At 30.0% G+C, this 13,140-nt stretch carries 13 protein-coding genes; 12 read left to right on the top strand and 1 reads right to left on the bottom strand.

Annotated elements, in window-relative coordinates:
- Positions 1-875: 875 nt before the first annotated feature.
- On the top strand, positions 876-1,250 hold the full coding sequence (locus tag B2S02_RS11270; protein ID WP_346848754.1) for a hypothetical protein: 375 nt from the start codon (positions 876-878) through the stop codon (positions 1,248-1,250).
- Between the two features lie 383 nt (positions 1,251-1,633).
- On the opposite strand, the gene B2S02_RS11265 is transcribed toward B2S02_RS11270, so the two are convergent.
- Positions 1,634-2,140, bottom strand: coding sequence for a ferritin-like domain-containing protein (locus B2S02_RS11265; RefSeq protein ID WP_346879093.1), 507 nt, complete (start codon positions 2,138-2,140; stop codon positions 1,634-1,636).
- 594 nt (positions 2,141-2,734) lie between these two features.
- Between B2S02_RS11265 and B2S02_RS11260 the strand changes: the two genes are divergently transcribed.
- The 11 genes from B2S02_RS11260 (at position 2,735) to B2S02_RS11210 (ending at position 13,136) form a co-directional block, all read left to right on the top strand.
- Positions 2,735-3,394 carry a CPBP family intramembrane glutamic endopeptidase gene (locus B2S02_RS11260; RefSeq protein ID WP_346879094.1) on the top strand — a complete coding sequence of 220 codons (660 nt, stop codon included), beginning with the start codon at positions 2,735-2,737 and terminating at the stop codon, positions 3,392-3,394.
- Between the two features lie 96 nt (positions 3,395-3,490).
- Positions 3,491-4,795 (top strand): hypothetical protein, encoded by a 1,305-nt coding sequence (locus tag B2S02_RS11255; protein ID WP_346920711.1) that lies wholly within the window; start codon positions 3,491-3,493, stop codon positions 4,793-4,795.
- 125 nt (positions 4,796-4,920) lie between these two features.
- Entirely contained in the window at positions 4,921-5,478 is a 558-nt protein-coding gene (locus B2S02_RS11250; RefSeq protein WP_150845407.1) for a glycerol-3-phosphate responsive antiterminator, read from the top strand.
- Positions 5,479-5,727: 249 nt separating this feature from the next.
- Positions 5,728-7,224, top strand: a complete 1,497-nt coding sequence (gene glpK / locus B2S02_RS11245) for a glycerol kinase GlpK (RefSeq protein WP_346892619.1) — start codon at positions 5,728-5,730, stop codon at positions 7,222-7,224.
- 26 nt (positions 7,225-7,250) lie between these two features.
- On the top strand, positions 7,251-7,694 hold the full coding sequence (locus B2S02_RS11240) for a GNAT family N-acetyltransferase (protein ID WP_346920710.1): 444 nt from the start codon (positions 7,251-7,253) through the stop codon (positions 7,692-7,694).
- A 179-nt stretch (positions 7,695-7,873) separates the two neighbouring features.
- Complete coding sequence (locus B2S02_RS11235; protein ID WP_346920709.1) at positions 7,874-9,301, top strand: NAD(P)/FAD-dependent oxidoreductase; 1,428 nt, start codon at positions 7,874-7,876, stop codon at positions 9,299-9,301.
- Positions 9,302-9,313: 12 nt separating this feature from the next.
- On the top strand, positions 9,314-10,564 hold the full coding sequence (locus B2S02_RS11230; protein ID WP_346848763.1) for an FAD/NAD(P)-binding oxidoreductase: 1,251 nt from the start codon (positions 9,314-9,316) through the stop codon (positions 10,562-10,564).
- Between the two features lies 1 nt (position 10,565).
- The gene (locus tag B2S02_RS11225) at positions 10,566-10,925 is read left to right on the top strand and encodes a DUF1667 domain-containing protein (RefSeq protein ID WP_035134767.1); all 360 of its coding nucleotides are present in this window, start codon (positions 10,566-10,568) and stop codon (positions 10,923-10,925) included.
- A 97-nt stretch (positions 10,926-11,022) separates the two neighbouring features.
- Positions 11,023-11,358 carry a hypothetical protein gene (locus B2S02_RS11220; RefSeq protein WP_346848764.1) on the top strand — a complete coding sequence of 112 codons (336 nt, stop codon included), beginning with the start codon at positions 11,023-11,025 and terminating at the stop codon, positions 11,356-11,358.
- A 211-nt stretch (positions 11,359-11,569) separates the two neighbouring features.
- Positions 11,570-12,079 carry a methylated-DNA--[protein]-cysteine S-methyltransferase gene (locus B2S02_RS11215; protein WP_346879097.1) on the top strand — a complete coding sequence of 170 codons (510 nt, stop codon included), beginning with the start codon at positions 11,570-11,572 and terminating at the stop codon, positions 12,077-12,079.
- Between the two features lie 124 nt (positions 12,080-12,203).
- Complete coding sequence (locus tag B2S02_RS11210; RefSeq protein ID WP_346879098.1) at positions 12,204-13,136, top strand: M15 family metallopeptidase; 933 nt, start codon at positions 12,204-12,206, stop codon at positions 13,134-13,136.
- The last annotated feature ends 4 nt before the right edge of the window (positions 13,137-13,140 follow it).

The raw sequence follows: 13,140 nt of genomic DNA, 5'->3' as shown, positions 1-13,140 counted from the left end.
AAGTCAGGGGGGAGTAGATTTTCTTAAAAGCTTTTCAATTGCATTGGGGATGTCACTAGGGATAACATATGTAATATATTCTAGTAATAAAGAATAAGATAATGTTTTGGTAATATAAATTACTACATATATGGTAAGACTTTTAGTGATTTTAAAGACTCATTTATATTAGATTAAGTGGAGGATGAAAATCATAATATGAATTATTTATCAGGATTTACTGTAATTTTAACCTGTTTTTTTACCTTCTACTGTTTTAATGAATTTATGTTTTCAATACACTTATGTGATAGTGATAATATTAATAAGGATGCTTTCAATGAAGTATTATATTTTAAAAATATAATGTCAATTGTATATTTATTTTGCTTTATTTGTTTTTTTTCTTTAACTATTTTTGGCTATCTTAAGAATTGTATTTTTACTCCATGGGAAGCTAGGGTATTAGGTGTTCAAACATACATAACATTACTGATAATACTTAGTCTGTCAGAGTTTTTTAAATATAAGAAGGAAAAATATAAGATAAAGAAAACAAAAATTAGTATTAGGAGAAAACTAATTTTAGTGCTTTCAATACTTATCTTTTCTTTGATTTCCACCCTTATAAGTGCGTACATGATTTTACCTTAATTATTCAATGGAATAATCAAAATTATGTGTAGTATAGATGCATTTGCTAAATATCTAAAGCAGTAATAAAGAAATAAACAGTAGGTGCTTTTCCAGAAGTTTTGGAAAATGTATATTCGCATTTTTAATTAATGGATGTAGAGTAAAAATTCCGGGATTAATAAGACATTCAGCAACCCATTATTTCCAAACACAACTCTAAATTTTAACAATTTTACACTATAGAATCTAGGAGAGATAGCATGAAAGTAATCAGAGTTATATTTGAAGCATTACTTCCAGGAATAATATCTGTTGGTATTGCAATACAATTTCAATGGTCATGGCCAATTATGTTAATATTATATATAGCACTTAGTGGTATTGCGCATTTTATTATTTTGAGAATTAAAAGTAAAGAAGCGGTAAAAGAGGCTAGCATTAAAAAATATATGATTTATTCAATAATACTTATATTATTGGGCATAATTGGTATTGTTGTAGGGTTTATTGGAGGAGATAAACAGATTACATTGATTATTGGTATTGCATTATTTTCAGTAGGTACTTCATTGATATTTGCAAAATACATTAATTATTTTGCAAATATTATTCTAATGAAAATGAATAGAAATTAATATTATTTTAGACTGAGGAATAAAATGGTTATAGGAATTAAAATATTTCTTATAATTTTTGGTGTAATATTTTTTATATGTCTACAAAAATTGTTAAATTGTTGTACATAAATGGATATAAAAATATAAGTAAGAAAAAACATGAGGAGACATCCAAAAAAATATTTAATTATGGTGGATTATATTGCATAATAGTAAGTATCTTGGATATTTTTATTGGTAATAATACAATTGTTTTGATATTACTATATTTTGTTTTTCTAGCAATAGGGTTAGCATAAGCTGAAATTAAAAAGAAGAGTATTTTGATTAATGAAAAAGAACCTATTACAGAGTGATTATATACATTCTATAATAGGCTCTTTTTAATTCAGAGCAGTAGCCTACCTTCTTCTACAGACCTCATTATAAAGTGAAACTAAAGTTTTAATGTGAACTTCCTCGTCCTTTACTATTCTTTCAAGTATTTCCCTAACTTTTTCATCTTTAATTAATTTTATAGTTTCTTTATATTGTCTAATGGTGGCTTTTTCACCGTCTATATCTTCACGAAGCATGGAGGCTAGATTTGAGCCATATTCAATAAATTTAGGTGACCAATGTCCTTTATTGATTTCAAATCTAGGATTTCCACCAAGAGCTATGATAAGTTTCCCCAAGATTTCTAGGTGCTCCAGTTCTACCATAGCTATAGCCTTTAAGCAATGGGATACATCTTCAAATTTTTCAGACATAGCTAGGCTGTGATATATATATTGATTTACAGAAGTTAGTTCTGAAATAGCACCAGCATAGTTAAGTTGTATTAGGTGTACATAAGATTTATTTTTATCCGTGCAATCTATTTCTGGATAAGGTAAATCTACTTTATATATATTCTTAGCTTCCATAGCATATCTCCTTAAAAATTTTTACCATATATAATATGGGGATAAATATATTTTAGTGAGAGTTATTTATTACTATTATTGAAAAAATAGCATAACATATATCTAAAGGTGTAGCCTATGGTCTTTGAGATTGATGGGTTACTAATAAAAAAGATATACACATTACAATGTAGTTTTTATCTAAAAGGCTTAATCCTAGTTGTATAAAAGGTTCAAATGGAGTGGGATGCCGGAAATGTGGAAGACGAGAAGCTAAGAATAAGAGAAGGGGTATAAGAAAAAATTGCAAAGGGAAGTTAATGAGAGGATGCCTTGACTATTCTTATATGGAAGTCATATACTTAATTTATAAAAATTATACTTTTTAATTAAAAACATATTTAAGTTTATAAAAGTTGATAATTTAAAATCCATAATAAACTGAGGTGGGGTTTAGCAATTTAGATCTAATAATTGAATCTCATATAAATTTAAGTCATGTCATGGTAAAAATTCAACTTAAGCTGTAACTTAAATTTATGTGCTATTTTTAACTGACAACACTGGAATTAAGCCAACTTAAATTATAAAATACATAAAAAGGGGAGACTTTAGATGAAAATTAATAAAAAAATTATATATCCCATAACTCTTATAGGTATATATATGGTGTATTTCTTTTTCCTAGTAAAATACTTCTATAATAATGATTTACTTATAGGTGTTAAAAACATCACTATATCAAATGTTGGGATACAATTATTAGGTGATTTTCTAGCTAACTTACTTATTGTAATAATTATTATATCAATTATGCTTAGAAAAAAACAATCACTAAATATAACTGGAACAACGAGAAATGGCAAAATAATTGCTTGTATTTTATTTGCAATTTATATAGGAATATTTTTTATTAAAGGTGATTTCTCACTAGCAGGTATATATAAACCATTATTTTTTCTAATTACTATAGGATTTGTAGAAGAGTTTATTTTTAGGGGATACTTATTTACAGAATTAGATAAAGAGCTACCTACCTATTTAGCTGTCATAATTAGTGGTATGATGTGGGGTGCTATGCATGCTACTCTTCCAATTATTCTAAATAATTATTCAGGTATTCAATCTTTCAGTGCTATTATATCAACTTTTGGAGGATACACTGCGGTTGGGGCAATATTTGTTTTATTATATAAAAAGAGTAATTCTTTGATAGTTCCTATTTTAGTACATGCTCTATTAGATTATTGGCCAGTGTTAGTAGGCAAGGTATAATTATTTATCCTAACAACCTATTAAGCTTAAAATGTATACGTTTATTAACGATTATATTACTTATTAAATTGTTATACTGAAGGGGTAGAAAATTTTATGAAAAGGATTAGTCTAAGATTACTGTCAATTTTCTTAATACTAGGTATATTATTAACTGGATGTAAGAAAGAGGAGCGTTCAATTGAATTTTCTGATAAATGTTTAGAACAATCACCTGAGAATAGAAAAATCATGCAAGAGTATTTAAAAGAAAACTATAGTGCTATAGATTTAGAAGATGAAAGTGAATTTAAAGATTTAGACATTATGGATTCAGATATAGAGGGAAATGAAATCTTTTTTACTGCAGAGCTTCATGGCACTAAGACTAATGAACAATTAAACATGAAATTCTTAAAATATTTTAAAGAAAAAACAGATTTTAAATACTATTTATGTGAACTTCCCTATAGCGATACTTATTTTATAAATAAGTATTTAGATACTGGGGATATAAAAATATTAGAAGATATATATAAGCCACTAAAAGGAACATTTGGATGGAATAAAGATGGTTATAACCATTGGAAGAAATTATATGAGTATAATAATACTCTACCTAAAGAGAGTAGAATAGAGGTTATAGGTGTGGATATAGAACATCAACCAATTAATGCCTATAGGTTTATAGTAGATATTTTACCAGAAAAGGAAGCTCCTGAAGAAGTAAAAGCAGTAATAGATAGGATTAAAAGTACATTTAATGATTTAGATAAATTTGATGAAACTTTTGCTCAATATTCAAAGGAATTGCAAAAGGATATAGAAAATAAGGAAGATATGTATAGAGAGTATCTTAGAGAAAACTTTACTGGTTTTAACCTTGCAAATTTGAACATATTAAATAAAGTGAATATAGATAATCATATTGAAGATCAAGTGGATTGGAATAATACTAGAGATAAAATGATATATGAAAATTTTCAAACTCTTCAAAAGGAATTACCTAAGGGGAAATATTATGGACAGTGGGGACTTAACCATACATTTCAAAGTAAAGAAAAAGATAAGATGTGGTTTGCTGCATATTTAAATTCTGATGACTCAATATTTAAAGATAAGATTTTGACAGTGATATATAATTATGATAGTTGTGAGAGAATGGCTAAATCAGGAGATGGTGGCTATACCACCAATGAGCTCCATGTTGTTTATCCACAAATCAAGGAAACTAATAATTTATTGGAAGGCAATTTAAATATTTATAAATTAACGGGTGAGAATACACCTTTTTCAGAAACACCAATGTTTAATAGTATTGATGGTAAAGAGCTAGAAGCAAGCATGTTAGATTTTTTTCAATATATCGTTTGTATAAGAAACTCTAAAGCAACAGAACCCCTTAATGATGAATATAATTAAGTGATGATGACTTTAATTATAATTTCTGAGGTTATCAAAATAAAATTTTAGCTGAATTGACAAAAAAATTTAAACATGTAATAATTAAAAAAACATGTTAAAACAGTTCCGAAAGGGAGTTAAGTATGGATTTAATAAAGTTATTAGAGGAAAATCCTATAATAGCAGCAGTTAAGAATGAGAGTGAACTAGATATAGTACTAGATTCAGATGTTCAGGTAATATTTGTCCTATTTGGCGATATACTTAATATTAAAGAAATAAGTGAAAAGATAAATTCTAAAAATAAGATAGGTATAGTTCATATTGATTTAGTAGATGGTATTACTAATAGAGAAGTTGGAATAAAGTACTTAAAGAAAGAAACTCAGTTTAAAGGTGTAATAAGTACAAAACCTCAGGTAATTAAATATGCCAAGGCTTATGACTTATTAGCAATACAGAGAGTATTTATCTTTGATACTCTTTCACTAAATAATGCAATAAAGCATCTAGGAGAGGCCTGTGATGCTATAGAGATATTACCAGGGGTTATACCAAAGGTTATAGAAAAACTTGCAGAAAAGTCTAATAAACCTATAGTCGCTGGAGGACTTATTGAAAGTAAGGAAGAAATAATTACAGCTTTAAAATCAGGAGCAACCTGTGTATCCACTACAAAAGAGGAAATTTGGGCTATGTAGGCTAAGAGTGATGAGAGAGGCTACATAAGACTAGAATGCTAGTTTTATGTGCCTTTTTATTATTTATAAGAATGATTTTATCCGATGACTACCAGCTCTAATACTCCCACCTTCTTCAAAGTGGGAGTAAAGAGCTGTTACGTCCCTGGATAACGATTTCTAAGCTTCAGAGGGAGTAAAGACTCCCTCTGAAGCAAAGAATTCTGTTTAAACATAGATATTTAAGTAATTTATGGATGGAGGATTAAAATGGCAGATTATATAATTGCATTAGATCAAGGAACTACAAGTTCTAGAGCTATAATTTTTGATAAGGAACAAAACATATTAGGGGTGAGTCAAAAGGAATTTACACAAATATATCCTAAAGAAGGATGGGTAGAACATGATCCTATGGAGATATGGAGTAGTCAGTACTCTATGCTTCAAGAGGTTATGGCAAAGTGTAATATATCACAAAAAGATGTAGCTGCTATTGGAATAACTAATCAGAGAGAAACTACTATTGTATGGGATAAAAACACAGGGATGCCAATATATAATGCAATTGTATGGCAATGTAGAAGAACAGCTCATATATGTGATGAGTTAGTAAATCAAGGTTTTAGTGAATATATAAAAGAAAATACAGGATTATTAATTGATGCATATTTTTCCGGAACAAAGATTAAATGGATTTTAGATAATGTAGATGGAGCTAGAGAAAAGGCTGAAAGAGGAGACCTTTTATTTGGAACTGTAGATACTTGGCTAGTATGGAAGCTTACTAATGGGAGAGTTCATGTTACAGATTATACTAATGCTTCAAGGACTATGCTATATAACATTAAGGAATTAAAGTGGGATGAAACAATATTAGATATATTACAGATTCCTAAATCTATGTTACCTGAAGTTAAAAATTCCTCAGAGGTATATGGTCACACTAACTTAGGTGGAAATGGAGGAATTAGAGTTCCTATAGCTGGAATAGCAGGAGATCAACAGGCAGCTTTATTTGGTCAGGCGTGTTTTGAAAAGGGAAGTGCTAAAAATACTTATGGTACAGGATGCTTCTTATTAATGAATACAGGTGATGAGATAATTAGAAGTAAAAATGGATTAATAACTACTATTGCCATAGGAATAGATGGAAAGGTTCAGTATGCTCTTGAAGGTTCTGTATTTGTTGGAGGAGCAGTTATCCAATGGCTTCGAGATGAATTAAGAATGATAACTGATGCTGTGGATACCGAGTACTTTGCTAATAAGGTAGAGGATAATGGGGGAGTATATGTAGTTCCTGCTTTTGTAGGACTTGGAGCACCATACTGGGACATGTATGCAAGGGGAGCTATCTTTGGATTAACCCGTGGAGCTAATAGAAATCATATTATAAGAGCTGCCTTAGAGTCTATAGCCTATCAATCAAAGGCTGTTATTGATGCCATGTCTGAGGATGCTGGCTATAGAATTGAAAAGCTAAAAGTAGATGGAGGAGCAAGTAGAAATGGATTTTTGATGCAATTCCAGTCAGATATTATATGTCAAGAAGTTACTAGACCAATAATATCTGAAACTACGGCCTTAGGGGCTGCATATTTAGCTGGTCTTGCAGTAGGTTTTTGGAAGAGTAAAGAAGAAATTGCAGAGAAGTGGTTTGCTAGTAAGACTTACACGCCAAACTGCGATAAAGAGACTTCAGAAAAACTTTATGCTGGATGGGAAAAGGCTGTAGCAAGGACTAGACAATGGGAAGAAGATTAGTTAAATTTATTTTATGGAGGTAGGCTATGGAAATTAAAATAAAGAAATTTAATGAATTAACCACAGAAGAGTTGTATAAGATTTTAAGGGTAAGGAATGAAGTATTCGTAGTAGAACAAACTTGTATTTATCAAGATGGTGATAATAAGGATTATAATTCATATCACTTGTATGTAGAAGAAGGAAATGAAGTAGTAGGATACTTGCGAATAGTTAATAAGGGAATCTCTTATGATGAGATATCTATTGGAAGGGTATTAGTTAAGGAGACTCATAGAAATAAAGGTCTAAGTAGAAAAATCATGTTAGAAGCTATTAAGTTTATAGAAGAGAAACTTAATTCTACTGAAATTAGATTATCTGGTCAAGTTTATATAAAAGGATTTTATGGAAGTCTTGGGTTTAAACAAGTATCAGAGGAGTACTTAGAAGATGATATTCCTCACGTAGAAATGTTATATAAAAAATAGATTTGACCTTTAAGTTTAATAACTAAAGAGCAGTTTCATGGACACTTTTTTAAAAAAGTGATATACTATAAGTGTAAATGAAATATTAGTGCTGATAAGAGATTTAGAGACAAGCACAAAATAAGGAGTTATATCCTTATTTTGGCTTGTCTTTTTTGTGATTAAAGGAGGAAATTTTAATGTATGATATAGCTATAATAGGTGCTGGAGTAATTGGAGCTTCGATATTTAGAGAGCTTATGAGATATGATTTAAAGGTAGCAATAATAGATAAGGAAAATGATGTTTCCATGGGGACAACCAAGGCAAATTCAGCCATTGTCCATGCAGGCTATGATCCTAAGGTAGGAACTTTAATGGCAAAGTATAACCTTAAGGGTAATGAAATGTTTGAAGAAATTTGTAATGAGTTATCAGTACCTTTTAAAAGAAATGGCTCTTTAGTAATTGGATTTGATGAAGAAGATATGGAAACTATAAAAGAATTATATGACAATGGAAATAAAATTGGTGTTAAGGGACTACAAATTTTAAATAGAGAGGAAGTCCTGGAAAAAGAGGTTAATTTAAGTGATAAGGTTGTGGGTGCACTATATGCACCAACAGGAGGAATTGTTGGTCCCTTTGAATATACAATAGCTCTTGTGGAAAATGGAGCAGAAAATGGTGGAGAGGTTAAATTAAATAGACAAGTAATTGGTATAGAAAAGAAAGAACATTTTATTATAAATACAGCTGAAGGTGAAGTTATAGAAAGCAAATATGTTATTAATGCATCAGGAGTCTATGCTGATAAAATACACAATTTAGTTTGTAAAGAAACCTTTAAGATAAATCCTATCAAGGGAGAATATTTTGTTATGGACAAGAGCCAAGGTGATGTAGTTAGTTACACCATATTTCAATGTCCTTCAAAATTTGGAAAGGGTATATTAGTGACACCTACAGTTCATGGAAATTTGTTAGTAGGTCCAGATGCAGAAAGTGTAGAGGATAAAGATAATGTTGCAACTACAGCTGAAAACTTAGAGTTTATTAAAAATACTGCTGTGAGAACCACAGATAAAATTAATTATAGAGAGAGTATAAGAAATTTTGCAGGACTTAGAGCAAATCCAGATTGTGGAGATTTTATTGTAGGAGAAGCTAAGGACGTTAAAGGCTTTATAGATGTGGCAGGAATGAAATCACCAGGATTGTCTTCTGCACCAGCGGTAGCTTTAGATGTGGTAGAAATTCTAAAAAATTCCGGACTTAAGGCTGAGTTAAAAGACAATTTTAAAAATACTAGAAAGCAAATTAACTTCATGGAATTATCCAGTGAAAAAAAGGCAGAACTTATAAAAAAGGATAGTCGATATGGAAAGATAATCTGTAGATGTGAAAGTATAACAGAAGGTGAAATTATAGATAGTATAAAGAGATCCTTTGGAAAAGTAACCCTAGATGGAGTAAAGAGAAGGTGTAGACCAGGTATGGGAAGATGCCAAGGTGGCTTCTGTGGTCCTAGAGTTCAAGAAATAATTGCAAGAGAGTTAAATGTTCCAATGGAAGATATAGTTCAAGAAAGCGATGGCTCATATATTTTAATTGGAAGAACTAAGTAGGAGGAAACATTTATGTATGATTTAATAGTAATAGGTGGAGGTCCAGCGGGACTTGCAGCAGCTTATGAAGCTTATAATAATGGAGTAGAGAAAATATTAATAGTAGAGAGAGATAGAGAGCTTGGAGGAATACTAAATCAATGTATTCATAATGGCTTTGGACTTCATACTTTTAAAGAAGAGCTTACAGGGCCTGAATATGCTGAAAGATTTATCCATATGATAAGTGATACTAGGGTTGAAGTTAAACTTAATACCATGGTATTAGAAATAAAAGAAAATAAAGAGATTCATATGATAAATGAGGAAGATGGATATTTAATACTAAAGGGAAAAGCTATCATTCTTGCTATGGGATGTAGAGAAAGAACTAGAGGAGCTATAAATATGCCAGGGGATAGACCTTCAGGAGTGTTTACAGCAGGAGCTGCTCAAAGATATATCAATATGGAAGGATATATGCCAGGAAAGGAAGTTGTGATTCTAGGATCAGGTGATATAGGTCTTATTATGGCAAGAAGAATGACTTTAGAAGGTGCAAAGGTTAAGGCTGTAGTAGAGCTTATGCCTTATTCTAACGGACTTAATAGAAATATTGTTCAGTGCCTAAATGATTATGATATCCCACTTTATTTATCACATACCGTAACTAAAGTTGTAGGAAGAAAGAGATTAGAAAAAGTGGTAATTGCTAAAGTAGATGAAAACAAAAAGCCAATAAAAGGTTCTGAAATTGAGTTTCATTGCGATACTTTATTATTATCTGTAGGACTAATACCAGAAAATGAGTTATCTTCTAAGGCTGGTATTGATAAGGATAGAAGAACAAATGGACTTATAGTGAATGAAAGCATGGAAACTTCTGTAGAAGGAATATTTGCCTGTGGAAATGTAGTACATGTTCATGATTTAGTAGACTTTGTTAGTGCAGAATCTAAACATGCTGGATTTTGTGCTGCCAAATATATTAAAGGTAAAGATGACAAGGGGAATTATGTAAATATAATAAATGGTGAAAGAATTAATTATACTGTTCCCCAAAGATTAAATGTAGAGGCTGTAGAAGATAAATTAACCATATTTATGAGGGTAAATAATATATATCATAATAAGAGGATTGTGGTTAGATGTGGTGAGGATATAATCTCTAGCTTTAAAAGAAATCACTTAGCACCATCGGAAATGGAAAAGATTTTACTTAATAAAACTCAATTAGAAAAGATTACAGGAGATATAACAATTTCTCTAGAGGATGGTGAATAATATGATAAAAGAATTAATTTGTATAAGTTGTCCTATGGGATGTCATTTAAAGGTAAATACTGAAACAAAAGAGGTTACAGGAAACACTTGCAAAAGAGGTGAAATTTACGGGATAAATGAAGTAACTAATCCTGTAAGAGTTATAACTACCACAGTAAAAGTTAAAGATGGTGAGCTCCCTGTTATACCAGTAAAAACAAAAACACCTATTCCTAAAGAGTTAAATTTTAAAGCTATGGAAGTATTAAATTCTATAGAAATAGAGGCTCCAATTTCTATGGGAGATATCATAGTGAAGGACATTCTAGGCACTGGAGTAGATGTGGTGGCTACTAGAAACTTAAAGAAGAATATAGAGTAGGATAGTAAATATATTTTAAAAATAATAGAGATTTAGAATAATAATTTATAGGTTGGAATAATATATTTACAATGAAGCATTTTTAAGGTAGGAGTTTATGGCACAGAGAAGAATTATTGAAAGTTATGGAAGAGATCTAGGTTTTACTATAGATCAATTATGTAGACTTATAGGTTCCTATAAAATCTTAGTTGATACAGCAAGCAGCGTGAACTGTATTACCATTGCTAACAAAAGGGATATTAAAGATGCCCTTAAAAGAGCACAGGAAGTTGGTTGCTTAATAGATGAGCTTATAGATGTTTTAGATTGTAGTATATGTACCTGGGGCAACTATATGAAATTAAAAACTGAGTATATAAACTCTAGATTAGATTTATGCCTCATAGAAACCGAAGTAGAAGAAGAAATCAGATTACAATCAGGACTATAATAATATAAAACATGTTATAAAGTAATTGAAAAGATGTTAATATATATATTAACATCTTTTAATTTTATCTGATGACGACTAGTCCTGGATAACGATTTTACCTAAAGGACAATGATTTCTAAGTATCAAAAATACTGACACTAAGAATATTCTGTTAGTAAAGCTTCAAAGAAGCTAGGAATTCTGTTTATAACGAAAGTGAGGGAATTTTATGTGGTATGATTACTTTGACTCTATTATAGGAACTATATATGTGGTTATGGATGAAAAGGGCGTTGTGAAGATAGAGCTTTTTCAAGATGGATGGGAAGAATACCATAACCTTAATAAGGGAAGTTTAGAACATAATAAAGAGAGGTGCTTAGGGGCTATAACTCAATTAAAGGAATATTTTAATGGTGAAAGGGAAGATTTTAACTTACCATTGTCAGTAAGGACTACAGAATTTAGAAATAAAGTTTGGCAGGAGCTTATAAATATACCCTATGGAGAAACTAGAAGTTACAGCGATATTGCTATAGCAATTGGAAATCCTAAAGGTGTAAGAGCTATAGGTGGGGCCAATAGAGCAAATGAATTTCCTATAATAATTCCATGTCACAGAGTAATTGGAAAAAGTGGAAAATTAGTAGGATATGCAGGAAATCATACGGATATAAAAAGTAAGCTTTTAGAATTTGAAAAAAATAATAAGGATAATTTATTAAAAAAAACTCATTAATTTACCAGTCATAAATAATTGTATATTTACACAAAATAGGCTAAAGGATATTTTTAGCCTATTTTTTATTTTAAATAAGACCGTAAGTCGTTTTTGTGTTAGGTTCTTTGCTAGGAGGATATATATGAAAAAGTTTTTTTTATATGGAATTATAATTTTAACTATATTAGTTACTTTCATTAATAATATGAAAGTATTTGCAGATGATATAGAAGAGAATAATGAAATTAATTATAATACTACAATGAAACAAGATATTCTAACTTTAATGATGGCATATCCGGAGTTCATAACTGGAGTTGAAAAAAGTGAAGAAGGAAAGGTATTTATAATAACAGATTCAGGAAAGAAAATACTCTATGATGATAAACAATCTAAGGATTTTAACGGAAAAATGGATAATGCAGACCTTCAAGATATACTAGAAGATATTTATCCTCTTACTATGCCTGATAAGCTTTTAGATATAAATAGAGATCCAGGTAGATTTAGAAATTATAATCTTTTAAATGAAGTTTATGGAGGTAGTGAAAGAGAAGTATCATCTAACCTTATAAGTGTTCCTGCACCTTATAAAAACTATCAATTTAATAAAAATAATGGAGCTGCAGAAAGTTTAAAGAAGGCTATGGAGGAGTTAAAACAATTATCATTAGGAAATGGAGCTGTATCATCTCTTTTAAATCCTATTAATGGAACTTTTAATTATAGAGTTATATCAGGTACAGGAAAGCTGAGTCCTCATGCCTATGGAATAGCTATTGATATCAATAGTAATCCTAGTGACTATTGGAAGTGGGCATCTAGAGATGCTGGAGAAAAGAGGATGTTATCTTATCCTAAGGAATTAGTAGATACTTTTGAAAAAAATAACTTTGTATGGGGTGGAAAATGGGGTCATTTTGATATTCTTCATTTTGAATATAGACCAGAGGTGTTAATAAAGGCAAAATACTTTGGAGAAACCTTTAAGGAAGATATGGATTGGTTTGGTGAAGTACCAAGAGATATAAAAATAGATAATTATATTAATATTATTGAAGGAACTTTAAATTAATAAT

Origin of the sequence: Clostridium sp. UBA7339 (assembly GCF_002470865.1) — a bacterium.
GTDB classification, from domain to species: domain Bacteria; phylum Bacillota; class Clostridia; order Clostridiales; family Clostridiaceae; genus Clostridium_J; species Clostridium_J sulfidigenes.
This window is presented reverse-complemented; position numbering and strand designations above follow the sequence as displayed.